General features: G+C 65.9%; 15 protein-coding genes. 4 read left to right on the forward strand and 11 right to left on the reverse strand.

Annotation, left to right across the window (positions count from 1 at the left end):
• Nucleotides 1-163: 163 nt before the first annotated feature.
• Genes CK219_RS18395 through nagA form a run of 4 tightly spaced genes read left to right on the forward strand, consistent with a single transcriptional unit; the run spans nucleotide 164 to nucleotide 4,006 of the window.
• On the forward strand, nucleotides 164-1,045 hold the full coding sequence (locus CK219_RS18395) for an N-acetylglucosamine kinase (RefSeq protein WP_095768149.1): 882 nt from the start codon (nucleotides 164-166) through the stop codon (nucleotides 1,043-1,045).
• A complete protein-coding gene (locus tag CK219_RS18400; protein ID WP_095768150.1) occupies nucleotides 1,042-1,821 on the forward strand; it encodes a GntR family transcriptional regulator in 780 nt (259 codons plus the stop codon). The genes CK219_RS18395 and CK219_RS18400 overlap by 4 nt, the downstream gene beginning before the upstream one ends.
• Nucleotides 1,818-2,849 (forward strand): SIS domain-containing protein, encoded by a 1,032-nt coding sequence (locus CK219_RS18405; RefSeq protein WP_095768151.1) that lies wholly within the window; start codon nucleotides 1,818-1,820, stop codon nucleotides 2,847-2,849. Before CK219_RS18400 ends, CK219_RS18405 begins: the two co-directional genes overlap by 4 nt.
• On the forward strand, nucleotides 2,846-4,006 hold the full coding sequence (gene nagA / locus CK219_RS18410; RefSeq protein WP_095768152.1) for an N-acetylglucosamine-6-phosphate deacetylase: 1,161 nt from the start codon (nucleotides 2,846-2,848) through the stop codon (nucleotides 4,004-4,006). The genes CK219_RS18405 and nagA overlap by 4 nt, the downstream gene beginning before the upstream one ends.
• Before the next feature lie 185 nt (nucleotides 4,007-4,191).
• Here nagA and CK219_RS18415 read toward each other — a convergent pair whose 3' ends face one another.
• The 11 genes from CK219_RS18415 to CK219_RS18465 all read right to left on the reverse strand — a co-directional run bounded on the left by CK219_RS18415 (nucleotide 4,192) and on the right by CK219_RS18465 (nucleotide 20,761).
• Nucleotides 4,192-5,709, reverse strand: coding sequence for a malonyl-CoA synthase (locus CK219_RS18415; RefSeq protein ID WP_095768153.1), 1,518 nt, complete (start codon nucleotides 5,707-5,709; stop codon nucleotides 4,192-4,194).
• A gap of 108 nt (nucleotides 5,710-5,817) precedes the next feature.
• Nucleotides 5,818-6,555: a GntR family transcriptional regulator gene (locus CK219_RS18420; protein WP_224545279.1), complete on the reverse strand. Its 738-nt coding sequence runs from the start codon at nucleotides 6,553-6,555 to the stop codon at nucleotides 5,818-5,820.
• Between the two features lie 261 nt (nucleotides 6,556-6,816).
• On the reverse strand, nucleotides 6,817-7,494 hold the full coding sequence (gene rpe / locus CK219_RS18425; protein ID WP_095768155.1) for a ribulose-phosphate 3-epimerase: 678 nt from the start codon (nucleotides 7,492-7,494) through the stop codon (nucleotides 6,817-6,819).
• Nucleotides 7,495-7,783: 289 nt separating this feature from the next.
• Nucleotides 7,784-11,599, reverse strand: a complete 3,816-nt coding sequence (locus CK219_RS18430) for a hypothetical protein (RefSeq protein ID WP_095768156.1) — start codon at nucleotides 11,597-11,599, stop codon at nucleotides 7,784-7,786.
• An 11-nt stretch (nucleotides 11,600-11,610) separates the two neighbouring features.
• The gene (locus CK219_RS18435) at nucleotides 11,611-13,575 is read right to left on the reverse strand and encodes a hypothetical protein (protein ID WP_095768157.1); all 1,965 of its coding nucleotides are present in this window, start codon (nucleotides 13,573-13,575) and stop codon (nucleotides 11,611-11,613) included.
• A 365-nt stretch (nucleotides 13,576-13,940) separates the two neighbouring features.
• Complete coding sequence (locus tag CK219_RS18440) at nucleotides 13,941-14,873, reverse strand: alpha/beta hydrolase (protein WP_095768158.1); 933 nt, start codon at nucleotides 14,871-14,873, stop codon at nucleotides 13,941-13,943.
• 47 nt (nucleotides 14,874-14,920) lie between these two features.
• Nucleotides 14,921-15,703 carry a carnitinyl-CoA dehydratase gene (locus CK219_RS18445; protein WP_095768159.1) on the reverse strand — a complete coding sequence of 261 codons (783 nt, stop codon included), beginning with the start codon at nucleotides 15,701-15,703 and terminating at the stop codon, nucleotides 14,921-14,923.
• Complete coding sequence (locus tag CK219_RS18450) at nucleotides 15,696-17,774, reverse strand: acetate--CoA ligase family protein (RefSeq protein ID WP_095768219.1); 2,079 nt, start codon at nucleotides 17,772-17,774, stop codon at nucleotides 15,696-15,698. Before CK219_RS18450 ends, CK219_RS18445 begins: the two co-directional genes overlap by 8 nt.
• 65 nt (nucleotides 17,775-17,839) lie before the next feature.
• Nucleotides 17,840-19,003, reverse strand: a complete 1,164-nt coding sequence (locus tag CK219_RS18455; RefSeq protein WP_095768160.1) for an acyl-CoA dehydrogenase — start codon at nucleotides 19,001-19,003, stop codon at nucleotides 17,840-17,842.
• A gap of 4 nt (nucleotides 19,004-19,007) precedes the next feature.
• Nucleotides 19,008-20,129: a carnitine 3-dehydrogenase gene (locus CK219_RS18460; protein ID WP_095768161.1), complete on the reverse strand. Its 1,122-nt coding sequence runs from the start codon at nucleotides 20,127-20,129 to the stop codon at nucleotides 19,008-19,010.
• A 5-nt stretch (nucleotides 20,130-20,134) separates the two neighbouring features.
• A complete protein-coding gene (locus tag CK219_RS18465; RefSeq protein ID WP_095768162.1) occupies nucleotides 20,135-20,761 on the reverse strand; it encodes an HD domain-containing protein in 627 nt (208 codons plus the stop codon).
• Nucleotides 20,762-20,765: the final 4 nt, after the last annotated feature.

Raw genomic sequence — 20,765 nt, forward strand, 5'->3', positions numbered from 1 at the left:
TACCACTTGTCCACACGCATTAATGAATTTCAGGCGGCGGACCTCCCTTGTCGGCAAATTAACGTGAGTTTTCAACAAAATGCGCCTTAATCTTTTTTGAACAGAAATTAACTCTTGGCTATTGGTATTTTATTGGTATTATCCGGCTCCGAGGAGAAATCGCGTGAAATTCGTGCTTGGCATCGATGGCGGCGGCACCAGCTGCAGGGCGGCCCTTGCGACCGTCGGCGGCGCCGTTGTCGGCCGCGCCAAGAGCGGCGCCGCCAACATCCGCACCGACCTCACTGGCGCCCGTACCAACATTGTCGAGGCGGCCAGGCAGGCTTTTCTGGCCGCCGGCGCGGATCCGGAGCTGATTCCCCAAACGCCGGCCATTCTCGGTCTCGCCGGCGCCAATGTCGGCACCTACCGGCAGCAGCTCGAGGCGATCCTGCCCTTCAGCCGGAGTCGTGTCGAAACCGATGCCGAGATCGCGCTAGAGGGCGCGGTCGGCTCCGGTGACGGCGCCATGGCCATTCTGGGCACCGGCACCGCCTATATGGCGCGTAAGGACGGCAAGTCGCGCGCCATCGGCGGCTGGGGTTTCCAGGTCGGCGACCAGGGCAGCGGCGCCCGCATCGGCCGCGACCTGCTGGAACAGACGCTGCTTGCCTATGACGGCATCCGTCCGGGCTCGCCCTTGACCGACGCCATGCTCGCTGTCTTCCGCAACAATCCCGAAGACGTGGTCGAATTCACCACCAACGCCAAGCCGGGCGATTTCGGCGGCTTCGCGCCAAAGGTTTTCGAGCATGCAGAAAAGGGCGACCTCGTCGCCAATTTCATCCTCGGCAAGGCGGTCGCCGATGTCGAGGCCTCGCTCAACGCGCTCGAGCTTGCCGACCATGCTCCGCTCTGCCTGCTCGGCGGCCTGGCGCCGCTTTACGCGCCGCGCCTTTCGGCACGCTATCAGGCGCTGCTCAAGGCCCCGCTCGACGATGCGCTGGGCGGCGCCGTGCAGATGGCCGTGCGCATCTTTGCCAAGGGTCCGGAGGCCGCCCGATGAGCGCCGCCGACCAGATCTTCTCCATGCTGAAAGAATCCTCGCAGAGCGGCGCGCCGCTCTATTTGCAGCTCAGGCGCAGCATCGAGGAAGCGGTCAATCGCGGCCTGATCGGTCCGGGCGACGCGTTGCCCTCCGAGCGCGACATCGCGAGCAAGGCCGACATCTCGCGCGTCACCGTGCGCAAGGCGGTGCAGGACCTGGTCAAGGGCGGCATCCTCGTTCAGCGCCACGGCTCGGGCACCTTCGTCGCGCCGCGTATGGAGCGCGTCGAGCAGTCGCTGTCGCGGCTCACCTCCTTCACCGAGGACATGGCGCGCCGCGGCATGAACGTGCGCTCGGTCTGGCTCGACCGCGGCCTCTATGCGCCGTCGCCGGACGAGATGATGGTGCTGGGCCTCTCCTCGACCGAGCTGGTGGCGCGCGTGGCGCGCCTGCGCATCGCCAACGACACGCCGCTGGCGATCGAGCGCGCGGCGCTCTCGGCCAGCGTCCTGCCCGATCCCGAAGCGATCGGCTCCTCGCTCTATGCGGCGCTGGGAACGACCGGCAATCGCCCGGTCCGCGCCGTGCAGCGCATCTCGGCCACCAATCTTGGCGACGCCGATGCACGCTTGTTGGAAGTGCCTCCGGGGGTTGCCGGACTGCAGATCGAGCGCATTTCCTATCTGGCGAGCGGCAAGGTGATCGAGTTCACCCGCTCGGTCTACAGGGGCGACGCCTATGATTTCGTCGCGGAACTCCGGCTGACCGGGCCGGGAGAGGAGCTCCGGCCATGAATGCCAGCACCACCCATATGCGGCGCGAGATCAACGAGATCCCAGAAGCGGCCGCGCGCCTTCTCGACGGCTCGTCCGCCATGTTGGCCGAGGCCGGTCGCGGCCTTCGCGAGCGCGATCCGCATTTCGTCGTCACCGTGGCGCGCGGCTCGTCCGACCATGCCGCGACCTTCATGAAATATGCCGTCGAGCTGACGGCAGGCCTGGCGGTCGCCTCCGTTGGGCCGTCGATCGCGTCGATCTATGGCGCCAGGTTGAGGCTCCGGGGCTCGGCCTGCTTGGCGGTCTCGCAGTCGGGCAAGAGCCCCGACATCGTTGCCATGGCCGAAACGGCAAGGGCCGGCGGCGCGCTCACCGTCGCCATCACCAACACGGCGGACTCGCCGCTGGCGCGGGCCTCCGACTATGCCATCGACATCCTGGCCGGACCTGAGCGCAGCGTCGCGGCCACCAAGACCTTCGTCAATTCGGCCGTCGCCGGCCTTGCGCTGATGGCGCATGCCACGGATGACCAAGCATTGATCAAGGCGCTCGCCGGCCTTCCCGGCCATTTCGAGAAGGCGATCGCCTGCGACTGGATGGCGCTCGCCGGCGCTCTGGAGAACCCGCAGTCGCTGTTCATCCTCGGCCGCGGCCCGTCCTTCGCGATTGCCAGCGAGGCGGCGCTGAAATTCAAGGAAACCTGCGCCATGCATGCCGAGGCCTACAGCGCCGCCGAGGTCATGCATGGGCCGCTGGCGCTGGTCGGTCCGGGTTTTCCGGTCCTGGCGCTTGCCGCCCGTGATGCGTCCGAACCCTCGGTCGCCGAGGCGGCCGACGGATTGACGGCCAAGGGCGCCGCCGCCTTCATCACATCCGACAAGGCGAAGGCCGCGCGGCTTCTTCCCCATGTCGCCACCGGCCACCCGCTGACCGATCCGCTGCCGCTAATCGTGTCCTTCTACGGCTTCGTCGAGGCCTTCGCGCGCCATCGCGGCCTCGACCCCGATGCGCCGCGCAACCTGCGCAAGGTGACGGAAACCGTATGAGCGACCGTTTCGCACTCACCGGCGCCCGCATCTTCGACGGCGCCGACTGGCACGACAACGCGGCTCTCGTCGTCAAGGGCGACGTGGTCGAGGCCATCCTGCCCGCCGGGGCGATTCCGTCCGGCGTTTCGGCGACCGAGACTGGCGGCGGCCTGCTGGTGCCCGGTTTCGTCGACATCCAGGTCAATGGCGGCGGCGGCGTGATGCTCAACGATCATCCCGACGTCGCCTCGATCGAGACCATCTGCCGGGCTCACGCGCCTTTCGGCACCACGGCGCTGCTGGTGACGCTGATCACCGACACGCCGGCGATCACCGCCGCCGCCATCGCCGCCGGCGCCGAGGCCGCCCGGGAAAAGGCGCCGGGCTTCCTCGGGCTGCACCTGGAAGGACCGCATCTCTCGCTAGCCCGCAAGGGCGCGCATGATCCGGCGCTGATCCGACCGATGACCGACGCCGATCAGGCGGCGCTTATCGCGGCGCGCAAACAGCTTCCCGTCCTGCTCACCACGATCGCGCCGGAATCGGTCGAGCCGGCCCGTGTCACGGCGCTGGCCAAGGCCGGCGTCGTCGTCAGCCTCGGCCATAGCGACACCAATTACGCGACGGCCACCGCCTTCGCCGAAGCCGGCGCCACGGTGGTCACGCACCTGTTCAACGCCATGAGCCAGATCGGCAACCGCGAGCCGGGCCTGGCGGGCGCGGCGATCGACGCCGGCGGCTTGTATGCCGGCATCATCGCCGACGGCATCCATGTCCATCCGGCGACGATGATGCTTGCGCTGCGCGGCAAGCAGGGGCCCGGCAAGATCGTGCTGGTCACCGACGCCATGGCGACGATCGGCACCGACATGACATCGTTCACGCTCAACGGCCGCACCATCTACCGCAAGGACGGGAGCCTGCGGCTTGCCGACGGCACGCTGGCCGGCGCCGATCTCGACATGATTTCCGCCGTGCGCTACGTCCATCGCGTCGTCGGCCTGGACCTCGACGAGTCTCTGCGCATGGCCTCGCTCTATCCGGCCGAGGCGATCGGCCAGGCCCACCGCCTCGGCCGCTTCGCCAACGGCACCGCAGCCGACATTGTTGGGCTGTCGGAGGGGCTGGATGTCAGGAACGTCTGGATCAGCGGCAGGAAGGTGTTTGGAACGTAGGCCTTCGCGATTTCGTCATCCTCGGGCTTGACCCGAGGATCCATTCCGTGACCTCTGCCGCAGAGCGCAATGGTGCAGAATTCTGTAACTGTTGCAATGCTTAGCGTCACGGAATGGATCCTAGACTAGGGTCTGCGCGCGTCGCTTAGCTCCTTGCTTCGCCCCAGGGTGACGACGCAGTGTTGTTAGCCGGCTGTATAGATATCCTTATACGTCTCGCGCAGCACGTTCTTCTGCACCTTGCCCATCGTGTTGCGCGGCAGTTCGTCGACGAAGATCACCTGCTTCGGATGCTTGTATTTCGCCAGCCGGCCGGTGATGGCGCCGACAATATCGGCGGCGCTGATCGCCGAGCCCGGTTTGCGCACCACCACCGCCGTGACGCCTTCGCCGAAATCGGGGTGCGGCACGCCGATCACCGCGCTTTCGCTGACACCGTCGAGCGCGTCGATCTCGCTCTCGATCTCCTTCGGATAGACATTGTAGCCGCCGGAGATGATCAGGTCCTTGCCGCGTCCGACGATGTGGACATAGCCGTCGGCATCGATCAGGCCGAGGTCGCCGGTGATGAAGAAGCCGTCTTCGCGGAACTCGGCCTTGGTCTTTCCCGGCATGCGCCAATAGCCGGCAAAGACGTTCGGGCCCTTGACCTCGATCATGCCGATCTCGCCCTGGGGAAGCGACTTGCCGTTCTCGGGATCGGTGATGCGCAGCGAAATACCGGGCAAAGGGAAGCCGACCGTGCCGGCGCGCCGCTCCCCGTCATAGGGGTTGGACGTGTTCATGTTGGTCTCGGTCATGCCGTAGCGCTCGAGGATGGCGTGGCCGGTGCGCTCGCGCCAGGCCTTGTGCGTCTCGGCGAGCAGCGGCGCCGAGCCGGAAATGAAGACCCGGATCGTCTTCGCCGCCTCGCGTGTCAGGCCGTCCTGTTGCAACAGCCGCACATAGAAGGTCGGCACGCCCATCAAAGCCGTCGCGCGCGGCATCAGCGACAGAATGCGCGCGGGATCGAATTTCTGCTCGAAGAACATTGTCGCGCCGGCCATCAAGACGACGTTGGTGGCGACGAACAGGCCGTGTGTGTGGAAGATAGGCAGCGCGTGGATCAGCACGTCGTCGCCGCCGAAGCGCCACTGCTCCGCCAGCACGCGGGCATTCGAGGCGAGATTCTCGTGGCTGAGCATCGCACCCTTGGAACGGCCGGTCGTGCCGGAAGTGTAGAGGATCGCGGCAAGATCGTCCGGCCCGCGCGCGACATCGCTGAAATCCGTCGCCTGTCGCGAAGCCTGGCTGGCCAGCGTTCCCTGTCCGTCGCGGCCGAGCGTCAGCACCGTGGCGCCGATCGCCGCGGCAAGCGGTTCGATGCCCGAAAGACGGTCCGGATCGCAAACGATCAGTTTCGGCTCGGCATCACGGAAGAAATAGTCGAGCTCGGGCAGCGTGTAGGCGGTGTTGAGCGGCAGGAAGACCGCGCCGGTGCGTAACGAGGCGAGATAGAGCAGCATCGCCTCCGGGCTCTTCTCGACCTGGACCGCGACCCGGTCGCCGGGCTCGACGCCGGCTTGCGCGAGGGCATGCGCCAGCTGCGCCGACTTCGCCAGCATGTCGCCATAGGTGATCGAACGGCCGTCATCCGTCTCCATCAGCAACCGGCCGGGCGCCGGCATGCGGGAACGGAAAGCGCTGAAGAGATGATTGGTCATGAAATGTCCTCAAGGCGGACGAAGGCCGAATGGCGCATGCCTTGCGCTCGCCTGAGCGAATACCAGATTTGGCGCTCGGAGCAAAAACTGCGTTGATTTTTCGATCCGCTATTTACGGCCGCGTTGGGACTTGCCGGCCCTCGGATCATAACCCTGGGCTAGGCGTTCCATGCACATCGCCGCGGTGAGGCGGTAGTGATTGAGAAGCGCCTCGACCGCGCCGTCGGCGTCGCCGTCCAGCGTGCGTTCGGCGATGATGCGGTGCTCGCCGAGATCGTCGCGCCCCGTGCCTGGCGCGTTTTGCGCGATCAGGCGGTAGCGCGAGGCCTGGTCGGAAAGCTGGTCGCAAAAGCCGATCAGCCAGTGCGACCTGCAGGCCGCGATCAGGGCGCGATGGAAGGCGCGGTGCAGCTTTTCCCATTCCGGATTGTTGGTTGCCGGGTCATCCGGCAGGCGGCGCTCGGCGCGCGCCAGGCGATGCAGGGCAAGCACCAGTTGCTCTTCCCATTCTGCGGTGCGGTGCGCAATGGATTCGCGCAGCGCCCGCTCCTCCAGCCAGCAGCGCGTACGCGTCAACTCCTCCAGTTCCGCGGCGCTGACCGGCATCAGGAAGAAGCCGCGTTGGTCGTGACGGCCGAGCAGGCCCTCGGCGGCCAGGCGGTTGAGCGCCTCGCGCACCGGCGAGGCGCCGGCGCCATAGCGGGAAACGACCCACTCGACACGCAGTTTCGTCTCGGACTCCAGGGCTCCGCGCAACAGGTCATCGCGCAGTTGCTGGTAGACCGAACTGGCAAGCGTGCTTTTGGCTCCCTTGCTCTCGCCCGGCTCGGTGCTTCCGTTTGTCAATCGAACTCCTGTTGCTTTGCCCCTGGTTTGCCAGGGCCCCGCGGCGAAGCAATTCCCGTACATGTATCATACAGCCGGGCAATCAGGTGTCTCAAGCGGAAGATGACGATATTCGACTTTAAGACAAGCGGATCGTCTATTTATTGAACAAAGTAGAATCTCAGGGAAAACTCGATGTTCCTGCGTCGCCTCATAGAATGAACAATCGTTCAATCCCTGTCGCGGTTGTACAACTCCCGCGAGGCTCGCACCGTTATATGTTTAACTGGCGGCCCTGTCGGCAGCCGTTCGAATTGCTTCGATATTTGCCCTATAGGCTTCGACGCTGCCGCCCTTGAAGACTGCGGCGCCCGCTACCAGCACATTGGCTCCGGCCGCGGTCACCAGCGGCGCCGTTTCGGCCGAAACACCGCCGTCGATCTCGATACGGATCGGCCGATCGCCGATCAGCGCCTTCACCCGTTTCACCTTGTCCACGATCGCCGGGATGAAGGCCTGCCCCCCGAAGCCCGGATTGACGGTCATGATCAGGATGAGGTCCAGCCGGTCGAGCACATACTCGATCGCCGTTTCCGGCGTTGCCGGGTTGAGCGAGACGCCTGCCTTCTTGCCGAGGTTCTTGATGGTTTGGAGCGAGCGGTCGAGATGTGGCCCGGCCTCGGCGTGCACCGTCATGCCGTCGCAGCCCGCTTCGGCGAAGGCCGCCAGGTAAGGATCGGCCGGCGCAATCATCAGATGGCAATCGAAGAAGGCCTTGGTGCGGTTGCGGATCGCCTTGATCACCGGCGGGCCGAAGGTGATGTTGGGCACGAAATGGCCGTCCATCACGTCGAGATGGATCCAGTCGGCGCCGGCCGCCGCGACGGCCTCGACCTCATCGCCCAGCTTCGAAAAATCCGACGCCAGCACCGATGGCGCAATCAAGGTCTTCTTGCTCATGGCGCAAATTCTCCCGGCGGTCCTGTGCGCGTGGTCGCGCCTGTCAGGGCGATTGCCTAGAGCAATTCCAGGAAAAGTGCGAGCGCTTTTCCGTCCGGAATTGCGTAAAAACAAAGAGATAGGGCGTTCACCGTTTTCGTGAAACGGTGAAACGCCCTCGACCATGATCCGGCCGAGGGGGAGCATGTTTTCGACGGGCGCACTGGCCCGCCTGCCGTAGAGCTTTCTTCGATGTGGAAGAGAAAACCCGCCGGATCGCTCCGGCGGGTCTCGATCTTCAGCCGCACGATTACGGCTTGAAGTTCTGGATGTTGGCGCCCGCCGGATCCTGCAGCATGCGGCGCGGCTGGCGCTGCGGCACCAGTTGCTGCAGCACATTCGGGTTGAGCAGGATGCCTGGGTTGATCTCGATGTCCGGCGGCCTGCGGATCGGGTAGCAATCCGGATACTGCCCGGCCGTTCCGGCCGGGCAGCGCCGCCGGGTGAAAACCGGCTGGCACTGTCCGTCGATGAACTCCGCACCCGGTGCGCATTCCACCGACGCCTTGCGGCAGGCGCCGTTGCGGATTTCGGTCCCGCGCGGGCAGACGCAGTCACCCCGCTTGTTGTGGACCTGGCCGCGGATGGCGCACTGCTCCTGGCTCGGCCTCGGTCGCTGGCAGGCCTTGCCCCGCACCACCAGGCCGTCCGGGCAGGCGCAGTTGCCGTTGGCGTCGCGCACCTGGCCGCGGACCGGGCACTGCTTCGACACGATCGGCCGGCAGGCGCCACCGCGCACCTCCATGCCACTCGGGCAGACGCAATCGCCATCGGCGTTGCGGGACTGGCCGCGGATACGGCACTGGGCGGGCGGCTCCCTGTCAGGCACGCAAGCCTTGGCGGCACGGTCGAGATGCGTGCCTTTCGGGCAGACGCAGCCGTCCGTCGTCAGCACTGCACCACGGATCGAGCATTTCGGCGGGACGACCTGGCACACGCCGTTCACCAGCTCGCCGCGGCGGCAGACACAATTGCCGCTCTGGTCGCGGTACTGGCCGGGACGCAGCTTGCATTGCGGCTCCTGCGGCTCTTCGCCCCGCACGCATCTGCCGTTTTCCAGTTCCGTGCCGCGCGGGCAGACGCAGCGTCCGTCCTCGGTGCGGATCTGGCCCTGCAGCAGGACGCAACGCTGCGGCAGCGGCAGAAGCTTGCCGCCGCCGGACGAGCATTGGCCGTCACGGAAGGTGGTGCCTTCCGGACAGATACAGCGGCCGGCCGAGTTCAGCACCATTCCATACAAGCACTGGTTCTTAACCTCTCGGCTGACGGTGAAGGGATGGCACGCATAGGCCTTGCCGCGATCGCCCTGTACGCCGCTCGGCATGCGCGACAGCACGTCGCCGCCGCTTTGCACAGGCGTGTTTGGCGAGAGCACGCCGACGCAGTTCTGCCCGCTGACCGTGCCCTTGAGATCGGCAAGCCGCCTGTCGTCGGGAAGCGTCACGGTGACATGGTGCTTGCGGCTTTCGCCGGCGCCGAGCGCCAGGTTCGCGATGCAGGACGCCGGCAGCGTCGCCGGCTCCGGCCAGCAGCCGAAGGGCGGCTCGATCGCGGTGATCCGGACGCCTTCCAGCCTGCCGATGCCGTCGATGCCGATCGCATCGCCGATGCGGACCGGACCGGAGAAGGGGGTAGGCCCATCGTTCGTGATGGTGATCTCGAACGAGCAGGGCTCTCCCAGCCGGCATTCGGCATCGCCGGTCTTCTCGACGCGGATGGTCGAGCCGCCGCCGCCCTTCGCGCAGGCCTGGCCGATCGGGTAGACGATGTCGTCGCCCGGCGCAGGCCCGTAGGAGCCGCGCGCGCAATTCTCGAACGCGCCATTGCCGCTCACCGTCACGTCGAAGTGCCGGCTGGTTCCGGGCGTCATCGCGGCGCCGGGAATCTGGCACGACAGCGTGTTGGCAGGCACTGGTCCGCAAGCCCAGTCCGCACCGCCGGGGGTGACGCTCTGGATTTGCACAGGCGCTCCGCCCGATACCAGCGTCGCGGCATCGCTGACCCGCACCGGTCCGGTGGGGGCGGCGGTGCCGGCATTGGTAACGGTGATGCGGCAGGAAACAACCGCAGCGCCAGCCAGCGAGCCATCGCAGGTCTTGGTGATGCGCAGGCCAGGCTGGCCGCCATTCGGGTGGCGGATGCGCTCGGTGGCGCAAGCCTTGTTGTTGGCAAGGTCGACCTCGCCGGCAATGCCCTTCACCTCGGCACAGTTCTCCACCGTGTCCGGCCGGTAGTTTGCTGGCATCACCGCTCTGACGACGATCGGCGTCGAGGCGCCCGGAGGCAGCGAGATGCCGGCATTGTCGCAGCGGAACTGTCCGGGGCCGTTCGGTCCGCAGGCCCATGGCGGGCTCGGCCCGAAGGTCGACGAGGTGGGCGCGCTGCCGGGATAGGTGTCGATCACCGTCAGCGGCCCGTTATAGGTGCCGGTGCCGTTGTTGATGATGTCGATCACGAAAGTGCAGGCGCCGTCCGGCGTGCAGACCGGGGTACGGGCGCGCTTCTTCAGGATCAGGTCGACCTTCTTCTCGACCGGCGGATTGCACTGCCGATCGCGATCGCCACGGCGGCAGATCGGGATCGAGGCGCAGCCGCGATCGTTCTGCTGGCTGCCGAACAGCGGCTTGCCGCTGGCCTGGTAGTCATAGGCGGCGCAGTTGCGCAGCACGCCGCCTTGCCAGCCGCCCGCCGGCTTGAAGCCGAGCTTGAGGTTGACGGAGGCGCCGGGGTTGAGCGTAGTCGCCGGATAGGTGCAGGTCATCGGCGTCGTGCCGGGCACGCAGACCCAGGGCGCGTTCGGCCCGGAGGTCAGCATTGAGCCTGCCGGCAGCGTCACCTCGTCGAGCACGATCTTGCCGTTATAGGGCGCGTCGCCGACATTGGTGACGGTGATGGTGAAGTCGCAGCCGCCGGCCATCGTGCAACGCGGCACGTCGACATGCTTCTCGACCTTGAGGTCCGGCTCCTTGTCCTTGGGCGGGCATCTCAGGTCACGCGGGACGACGATGTCGATCACCTGCGTGCAGCAGAGCCCCCAGCCTTCCTTCGGCCCGGCATAGGTCTCGATGCCGGTGACGACGAGGTGGATGGTCTCGCCGGGCGAAGCGCCGATAATCCTCCAGTTCAGCACGCCGCCGCCGATCGGCACCTTCTGCATGTCGGGTACGATGCTGACGCCGGGCGTCGTCGTCGACACCTGCACCCATTTGTCGCCCATCTCCGGGCCGACCGGCATATGATAGATGAAGGCGCCGCCGCCGGGCACGCAATCGACCGTGCCGCGCTCGATCTTGAAACATTCCTTGCCGGGAGGTGGCGGCGGCGGGTTGCACTTGATCAGGTCGATCTTGATCGAGGTCTTCACGCCGCTCAGGAAATCGCCGTCGTCCGGTCTGTCCGGATCCTGCGAGTGGATCGTTGTTGCCGGACCGCCCCTGAAGGCCACCTCGATCTCACCCTGGTTGTCGACCGTCGTCGGCACGGGAAAGGTCGCGTGGTCTATCCTGGCGGTGATGCGGAAGGTGATGACGCGTTCGTTCGCAGCACCCGCGCCATCAAGGTTGGCAGCGCTGATGCGGAAGTTGGAAACGCTGGCCGTGTCGTTCGGGCTGTCCGACGTGCCGATTGAAGCAGCGGGCAGCGCTCCGCCGGAGGCGCTGGTGCCGTCGCCGGTGACATCGACGTTGACGATCTGCAGGCCGTGCGGCAGCTGGTCCTTGAAGTCGAGCCTTGTCGCTTTGAGCAGGGCGGCCACGCTTGGCCGGTCGAGGTCCTGCGGGTCGCCATGGATGCCGAAGCTCAGGACATATTCGACCGTATCGCAGCTTTTCTGGCTGCCTTTCTTGGTGAAGAAGGGCACGATCCGCGCGAGCTCCGCATTGATGCCGCGTGACGCCGGATTGGCGGCCTGATTGGTCTTGGCCGGAGCCTGGTCCTGGGCAAACGCCGGCAGAGCCGTCATGGCGACCCCGACACCGGCCGCCATCAGCCAGCGCGCGCCGCGCCTGGCGTATGACAGGGGTTTAATGATCGTCTCCATGAAGCGGGAAAGGGCGAGATTGCTCATCTGTCCCTCCCTCAACGTTCGCAGCTGACGGCTGGCGTTCTGAGCGGCAGCGTCATCTTGCAACAAGGGTAGTAGCCACCCTTGTCCTGGTCGGACTTGCGGTAGAAGCAGAGCCCGACATTGACGGTGTCGCCCGGATCGTGGCCGGTGATGTCGATCGTGTAGGGCTTGCCCGGAACATGCGACATGGGGGTTGATACCCCGACGCCGGGCGTCCTGGACTGCGCCTTGATCGAATCGCCGCCCAAGCCGGCATGGTCATGGAGAGTGAGTTCGGCCCGCAGACCGCGTGGCGTGCAGTAGTAATGCACGTCGTCGACATCCACGCAGGGCGGCAGGTTGCCGGGCGGCGGGAACTCCGGCGGATAGAACGGAGGCAGATAGCCGCCGCCGGGGATTTCCTCATAGTAGCCGGCGCGGCCCTCACAGGGGCGCCAGACCCTTACGTCGCCGACATGGCCTTGGACGTCCGGGTCTTCGAAATAGCCGTCGAAGTCGACGAACCATGAGCCGAAGGGCGGAACGTCCGCCGGCTTGATCAGCGCGCTTGGCGTCAGCTGGACGCCATGCACGGCAAGCGGCCCGCCGGCGGCGAGGCGCTCCTCGGCAAGTTCGGGATTGTCGCGCAACTTGTCGCCGGTGTTGACGACGGTGTCGGTGCAAACGGAAGTGTCGAGATTGCCTTCGGCGTCATAGCGATATTGCAGGTCGACGCCGCCGGCCGACTGGCGGTTGCCTTGCGGGAAGCCGACGGCATATTCCTGCGGCACCTCGACCCAGGCCGATTCCGTCGCCGGATCGTCCGGATCCTCGCGCCAGTAGCGTATCAGTTCACCTTTGCCGGAATCGGCGAAGCGGCTGTAATCGTAGCGGTTCTCGACCGGGCCGCGCTGGGCGAGATACATGAAGCCCTTGTTGTCGAAGGCGATGTCGGTGACGGCATAGTCCTGGTCCGCCTTGACCGTCAGTTCCCAGCGCGGACCGCCGGCAAAGCCTCCGTCGCTCGCGATGGCGACCGACCAGATTTCGGCCTTCTCGCCGACGGAATAGTAGAGCCGGCCGCCATGATAGGCGACGGCCCAGACCCGGCGCGCATCCTGCGTGTAGCCCCAGGTCGCGGGGTCTTCGCTATCGAAAGCGGCAGCCTGGATGTCCATCACGGCGGTGTCGTCGGCGACCGGGGCTAATCCATGCGCCGGGCGCCCGGCGACGCCATGGTCGAAGCTGTCGATCAGATTGCCCTCGATATCGATGCGATGAATGAGCCCGGTATCGAGATCCGAAGCGAAGAACTGGCGATGGGTAGCATCGAAGGCGAGGTTACCGATGCCCGGCCCGCTGTTGGTGTCGATGTCGGCGAATTTGGAGACGGCGCCCGTGATGCCGTCGATCTTCCAGATCGTGCCTGGTCCGCCGCCATTCTCGGTGCCGAACTGACCCTGCATGAAGGTGGCGCCCGCGGTGCCGCGGCGCTGCCGTTCCGGCCTGCCATCATGGTCGGCGTCCGGCGTGACGATCTCGACGCCATGCAGCGAGGTCGCGGCCGCGTAGAGGTTGGGAACGCCTGAGGGCACGCCGTCGCGCACGCCATCGTCATAGGCGAGGCCGAACACCTCGCCGATCTGCCCGGCCGTCACCTCGAAGGGCGGCCGCGTGTTGACGAGTTGGCCGGAAGCGGGCCCGCCGAGATGCGAGACGTCGAAAATGCGCAAGGATGCGCGGGATGTATCGATGAAGGTCTCGTCGACCGGGTCGACGCCGGGGGGCAGACCCTGATCGAAATCGGGAATGGTGGTGCCCGGAAAGCCGGTGACCGCCATCGAACCGGGATAGATGATCTGGGTTTCCTGCGCCTTCGCCGCGCCGAGCCACAAGCCGGCGGACAGCGCCAAAGCCAGAATTCCGCCGCTTGTTGCGATTGCGCGGCGCAAACGGCGGCCACGGGAACGCAGGAACGAGCCGCGAACGCCAGACATTGAACTCCCCCCGAAGCCGCTGGAAGGAACGTCCGCCTCTACCGCGCCAACCAGGGCAAGGCGCGGCGTTGCGGCACGTTCTTCCCCGTTCGAATTGTCTGTTTTTCTCTTTGTGACGATACGCCGGCTGCCGGGCAGGGTCAACGGAATCAGCCGGAAGCCCAGCGCGTCGACCCCTTCCCGAAGGCGGTGATCGCGCTGGGCTTCCGTTGTTCCCGGAGACCGCGAAGTCTCTGGGTTTCTGGTCATGGCGGCTTTCCTTTCCTGGCCGCGCCATTGCGGCGCCTGGCGGTCAGTCGCTGGCCGGCGTGGAAAGGTTCATGGGAGGATACCGGGGTGGAAAGTGTTTGCGGTCGCCAGGGGCGTTACCAGATCCAGTCGCCCCGGCCGAGGGCCGACACCGCCTCGACGATGCGGGTGAAGCTCGTCCGTGCCCGGCCGACCATGTGGCGGGCTCTGAGATAGCCATGCACCAGGCCCGGCTCCTCGAACCAGGCGGCGCGCCCGCCGGCCGCGATGACGCGGTCGCGATAGGCTTCGCCGTCGGACGACAGCGGGTCGCACTCGGCGGTGATCAGCACCGTCGGCGGCAAATAGGCGAAATCGGCGTCGGCCAGCGGATAGAGCGTGATGTCGCCGGTCTGGTCGACGCCGCCGGTGCGGATATGCTTGTAGAAGTCGAGATCGCGCGCGGTCAGCATCGGAGCCTCGGCATGGGTGACGTAGGAGCCGCGCGAATGGTCGCCGCCGAGCCCGGGATAGATCAGCATCTGGCCGGCCGGCTTCTTTTCATGGCCGCGCGTGGCATGCGCTACCGCCGCGCAGAGATTGCCGCCGGCGCTGTCGCCGCAAAGCACGACAGGGCAGTCATAGGTCTTGGCGGCCCATTCGAAGGCGTCCATGGCGTCGTCGAAGGCGGCCGGATGCAGATGCTCCGGCGCCAGCCGGTAGTCGACCGAGACCACCTCGTAACCGGAGCGGGCGCAAAGCTCGGCGCAGACATCGTCATGGCTCTCCAGCCCGCCCAGGATAAAGCCGCCGCCATGAAGGTAGAGCACCATAGCGGCATTGTTCGGCTCCGCGTTGCGATAGATGCGGATCGGGATGCCGTCGGCGATGCCTGTCGTCAAGGCGGTCACGCCCTGCGGATAGCCGGCAAAGAACTCCCGGCACATCCGGTCATAGATCGCGCGCTGCTCTTCGATCGTGTAGTCGATCGTGTCCGGCGGATAATAGGAGTTGGTCTTCTCGATGAAGGCCCAGGTTTCGGCGTCGATGAGGGTTTTGTAGTCGGTCATGGGTGCGGAACAGGTAGCCAAGGCCTCGCTCCGTCATCTCCGCAGAATCACTTGCCCTTCCAAACCGGCTCGCGCTTCTCCGCGAAAGCCCGGAACCCTTCCATGTTGTCTTCCGACCCGTAGAGCTTATCGACCGTCGGCAGCTGCCGGCGCGTCACCTTGTTCATCGCGTCCTGGAAGGTCAGCGCCTCGGCCACCCGCGCGGTCTCCTTGATCGCGGCGAAGACCAGCGGCGGGCCGCTGGCGAGCAACCTTGCGATCTCCCAGACGCGCTCCTCGAGCTTGTCCTTGGGCAGCACCTCGTTGACCAGGCCCCAGCGATGCGCCTCGGCGACATCCATCCAGCGGCCGGTGAACAGAAGGTCCATGGCGATATGGTAAGGGATGCGCTTCGGCAGCTTGATCGTCGCGGCGTCGGCCAGCGTGCCGGCGCGGATCTCCGGCAGCGCGAAGGAGGAATGATCCGAGGCGTAGATGAGGTCGCAGGACAGCGCCAGCTCGAAGCCGCCGCCTACCGCCATGCCGTTGACGCAGGCGATCACCGGCTTGTTGAGGTCGCGTAGCTCCTGCAACCCGGCAAAGCCGCCGACGCCGTAATCGCCGTCGACCGCATCGCCGGCCGCCGCCGCCTTCAGGTCCCAGCCGGCGCTGAAGAACTTGTCCCCGGCCGTCTTGACGATGGCGACACGCAGTTCCGGATCGTCGCGGAACGCCTTGAAGGTCTCGCCCATCAGCCGCGACGTCTTGAGGTCGATGGCGTTTGCCTTCGGCCGGTCGAGCGTGACCTCGAGGATCGCGCCTTCGCGGCGGGTGGTGATGATTTCAGCCATTCTTCTTCTCTCCAAGCACGAGCAGGGCGTCCGCGATCCATGCGCCCTTGCCTTCGGCGCAGACGATCAGCGGGTTGATATCGAGTTCCTCGATCTCGCCTTCGTTCTTCTGCACGAAGTCGGCAATGCCGGCGATGGCGTCGATGGCGGCGTTGACGTCGGCCTTCGGCCGGCCGCGATAGCCTTCGAGCAGCGGATAGAGCTTGAGCCCACGCAATGCCGCCTCGATGTCGTCGCGCGTCGCCGGCAGCATGAGCGTCACGCTGTCGCGCAACAGCTCGACCAATACGCCGCCGGTGCCGAGCGTCATCACCACGCCGAACATCGGATCGCGGGTGAAGCCGACGATCAGCTCGGCGACGCCGTCGCGCACCATGCGCTCGGCATAAAGTCCCGTGCCGAGCGGCAAAAGGTCATGCGCGGCGGCGCTGACGGATTCGGCGTCCTTGAGGTTTAGCCGCACCGCGCCGACTTCCGACTTGTGCGTGACGCCAAGCGCCTTGAGAGCCACCGGGAAGCCCAGCGTCATGGACGAGATCACCGCCTCGACCGCATTGGAGGCGCGCTCGCCCTTCGGCACCGGCAGTCCGGCCTTGATCAGCCTTTCCTTGGCCTCGGCCTCGTCCGGCGTCACGCGTTTGGCTTCGGATGCGCCTGCCGCCGTGGTGTCGACCGGCTGCGCCTGCGGCTCGCGCCAGGCCCAGCCGATGAAGGCGGCGGCCTGGGCGGCGTCCATGGCCTCCGAGATGCCGAACAGCGGCACCATGCCGCGCGCCATCAGGCCGGCGGTGTATTCCTCCGGCAGGTTTTCCGGCAGCGAGGAGACGATCGCGCCTTGCGCCTTGTTGGTCTTCAATGCGGCCTCGAAGGCGCGCAGCGTCGCCCACCAGTCCACGTCCGAGCAGCGGTCCGGGCGCGGGAAGTCGAGCACCAGCATGTTGAGGTCGAAGCCGTCCGACACCATGGCGGTGAAAGTGGCCGTCATCGCCGGCTCGTTGTTCCAGATGAAGGTGTGGTAATCGAGCGGATTGGCGACCGCGACCAGCGGTCCGAGCGTCGATTTGACATGCGCGCGGTGCTCGGCCGTCAGGGCCGGAAAATGCACCCAGCGCCCTTCGGCGCTGTCGGCCATCACGGAAGCCTCGCCGCCCGAGCAGCTCATCGACGAGAGCCTGTAGCCGGGCAATGGTCCGGTGATGTGCAGCAGCTTCAGCGCCTCGATGAAGGCGGGAATGGAATCGACGCGCGCGATGCCCAGACGCTTCAGGAAGGCGCCGGAGGCGGCGTCGGAGCCGGCCAGCGAGGCGGTGTGCGACACCGTCGCCTGCCTTGCCTGCTCCGATCGGCCGACTTTCATGGCGATAATCGGCTTCTTCAGCTCGCGCGCCCGCGCAGCCAGCCTTTCGAAGCCGGCGACCGAATCGAAGGCTTCGATATGCAGGCCGAGCGAGGTGACGCGCTCGTCCTCAATCAGGCCCAATGCCATTTCCGAAAGGCCGGTCTGCGCCTGGTTGCCGGCGGTCATCAGGAAGGCGATCGGCAGGCCGCGCTTCTGCATCGTCATGTTGATGGCGATGTTGGACGACTGGGTGATGATAGCGACGCCCTTGCCGCCTTCGGCCAGGCGGATGCCGCCATGCTGGTCGGGCCAAAGCAGCGCGCCGTCGGCATAGTTGATCAGGCCGTAGCAGTTCGGCCCGATGATCGGCATCTGGCCTGCGGCGGCGACGAGCTCGGCCTGCAGCCGCTCGCCGTCCTCGTCATAGGCCTCGGTCTCGAGGAAGCCGGCGGCGAAGCAGACGGCGCCGCCGGCGCCGCGTTCGGCCAGCGCCTTGATCACCTCGATGGTCAGATGCCGGTTGACGCCGACGAATGCGGCGTCCGGTGCTCCGGGCAGGTCGGCGACGGAGCGATAGGCCTTGCGGCCGGCGACCTCGTCCTTGGTCGGATGCACCGGCCAGATCTCGCCGGCAAAGCCCATCTTGATCGACTGCGCCACGACGGCGGCGGCCTGCGCCCCGCCGAACACGGCGATCGATTTCGGGCGCAGGAGACGTTCGAGTTTATGCATGGCCATCTTTTCGTTTGAGCGCGATCTTGTCCAAGGCCGGATCCGGGGCCTTGGCGTATCATGCTCTAAGCTCCGAACGGACGCAGCAGCGCCCGCGAAATAATATGTCGCTGAATCTCCGACGTGCCTTCCCAGATGCGCTCGACGCGGGCATCGCGCCAGATGCGCTCCAGCGGCAGGTCGTCCATCAGTCCCATGCCGCCATGGATCTGGATGGCCTCGTCGGCGACGAAGGCCAGCATCTCGGTGGCCTTCAGCTTGGCCATCGCCATGTCCTGGTCGGTGACGGTGCCCTGATCGTACTTCCAGCCGGCTTCGAAGACCATCAGGTCCGCAGCCTTGAGCTCCGTAGCCATGTCGGCGAGCTTGAACGACACGCCCTGGAACTTGCCGATCTGCTGGCCGAACTGCTGGCGCTGCGCGGCATATTCGATGGCATGCGACAGCGCGCGCTCGGCGCGGCCGAGGCAGGTGGCGCCGACCTGCAGGCGCGTGGCGCCGAGCCATGAATTCGCGACGTCGAAGCCCTTATGCACTTCGCCGAGCACCTGAGAGGCCGGCAGCCGGCAGTCGTCGAATTCGAGGATCGAATTAGTGTAGCCCCGATGCGAGACATTGCGATAGCCGTCGCGCACCGTGAAGCCTTTGGTGCCCTTGTCGACGAAGAAGGCGGTAATCTTCTTACGCTTGCCGCGTGGCGAATCCTCTTCGCCCGAAGCCATGAACACGATGGCGAAGTCGGCGATGTCGGCATGCGAGATAAAGTGCTTGGTGCCGTTGAGCACCCAGTCCGAGCCGTCCTGCACCGCGGTCGCCTTCATGCCGCGTAGGTCGGAGCCAGCGCCGGGCTCCGTCATCGCCAGGCAGTCCGACTTCTCGCCGCGGATGCAGGGGAAAAGATATTTCTCGCGCTGTTCCGGCGTGCCGGCAAGCAGGATGTTGGACGGACGCGCCACGCAGGTCCAGTGCAGCGCGTAATTGGCGCGGCCAAGCTCCTTCTCGTAGAGCAGCCAGCTTACCGTATCGAGGCCGGCGCCACCGACATCGGCCGGCATGTTGGCGGCATAAAGCCCGGCCTCGATCGCCTTGGCCTTCAACTCGTCGATCAGCTCGCGGCGCAGCACGCCGGTGCGCTCCACCTCGCGCTCATGCGGGTAGAGCTCGTTCTCGACGAAGGCGCGCGTCGTCTCGACGATGAGCTTCTGTTCTTCCGAAAGACCGAAATGCATCGCCTCAGCCCTTCTTCTTGCTCTTCTTCGCCTTATTGCCCTTGGCGGGCTTCTCAGCCTTTGCCGGCTTGGCTGCCTTCTTCACCGGCTTGGGCTTTTCGGCAGTTTTGGCTGGAGTCTTCTTCGCGGCCAGCTTGGCGAGCTGCCTGGTATAGTCCTTATGCAGCGCGCCGGCACCCCAGCCCTTGCCCTTGTTCTGCTTCGACAGCGCCTCCATGATCGCGACGAGATTGTCGTCGCGGATCTTCTCCAGCTCGCGGATCGACAGGCCGTGCGCCTGCTCATCCGACTGCGTGGCGATCAGGTCGACCAGCTCGTCGTTGAACTCCGGCACGTCCATCAGCTTGGTCCACGGCCATTTCAGGCAGGGCCCGAACTGCGCCATGAAGTGGCGCATGCCGGCCTCGCCGCCGGCGACGCGGTAGACCTGGAACATGCCCATCTGTGCCCAGCGCAGGCCGAAGGAATAGCGCATGATGTCGTCGAGTTCCTCGACGGTGCAGATGCCGTCCTTGACCAGCCACAGCGCCTCGCGCCATGCGGCCTCGAGCAGGCGGTCGCCGACGAAGGCCTCGATCTCCTTGCGCACCACCACCGGCTTCATGCCGATGGAGGCGTAGAGTTCCTTTGCCACCTCGATCGCTTCGGGGAAGGTCTGCTCGCCGCCGACGATCTCGACCAGCGGCAGCAGATAAACCGGGTTGAACGGATGGCCGACGACGAGCCGCTCCGGATGCTTCTTCATCGCCACCTGCATGTCGGTCGGCTTGATGCCGGAGGTGGACGAGCCGACGATGGCGTTGGCCGGCGCATGCTGGTCGATCTCGGCCAGCACCTTGTGCTTGAGGTCGAGCCGCTCCGGCACGCTTTCCTGGATGAAGTCGGCGTCGGCAACCGCCTCGGCGATGGTCTTGGCGAAGGTGAGCTTGCCTTCCTTGGGCAGGCCGCCGGGCAGCATCTGCTTGTAGGCGCGGCGCGCGCCCTTCATCACTTCGCCCACCTTGCGCGACGCTTCCGGATCCGGATCGAAGATCGAGACGTCGATGCCGTTCAGCAGCAGCCGCGCCACCCAGCCGGCGCCGATGACACCGCCGCCGATGGCGGCCGCCTTGTTGATGATGCTCATGCTTGTCAGGCTCCGGTTCTCGTCTTGGCTGTATCGGGATCTGTGAGGGCCACGCGCTCGCCGGTGCGGATCACCGCCGGATCGTAGGCCTTTCGGGCGAAGACCTCGAGCACGAAGGGCCGGAAAAACTCGACCGGCAGCGTCTCGTAATCGGGATCGAAGCTCGACTGGTCCCAGCGCTCGCAGAACTGGTCGCAGTCCTCGAAATAGAGGTGGCCGGCGAAGCGGTCCCGGGCATGCCGGTTGCCGCCCAGATGATGCGCGTAATAGAGGCGCTGGAAATCGCCGTGCTTCTCCACCACCCAGGTGCATTGCTCGCGCACGAAGGGTTTCAGGATCGCAGCCGCATATTCGTCGTGGTTGTAGGGCGCGTAGATGTCACCAATGTCGTGCAGCAGCGCGCAGGCGATCCAGTCGGTGTCGGCGCCGTCGCGCCAGGCGCGCGTCGCCGCCTGCAGCGAATGGCCGAGCCGGGTGATCTTGTAGCCCGACAGACCCTCATCGAGCTGCACGAGCGCGTCGAGCAGCCGGTCGCCGGTCTTGGCGGCGTAGTCGATCTCATGGGCGGTCAGGAATTCATAGTCTTCCTTGTCGCCGTCCTTCATCGCAATGAACTTGACGGTATCAGCCATGGCC

The sequence above is a fragment of the Mesorhizobium sp. WSM4313 genome (assembly GCF_002294725.1).
In the GTDB taxonomy this organism is placed as follows: Bacteria; Pseudomonadota; Alphaproteobacteria; order Rhizobiales; family Rhizobiaceae; genus Mesorhizobium.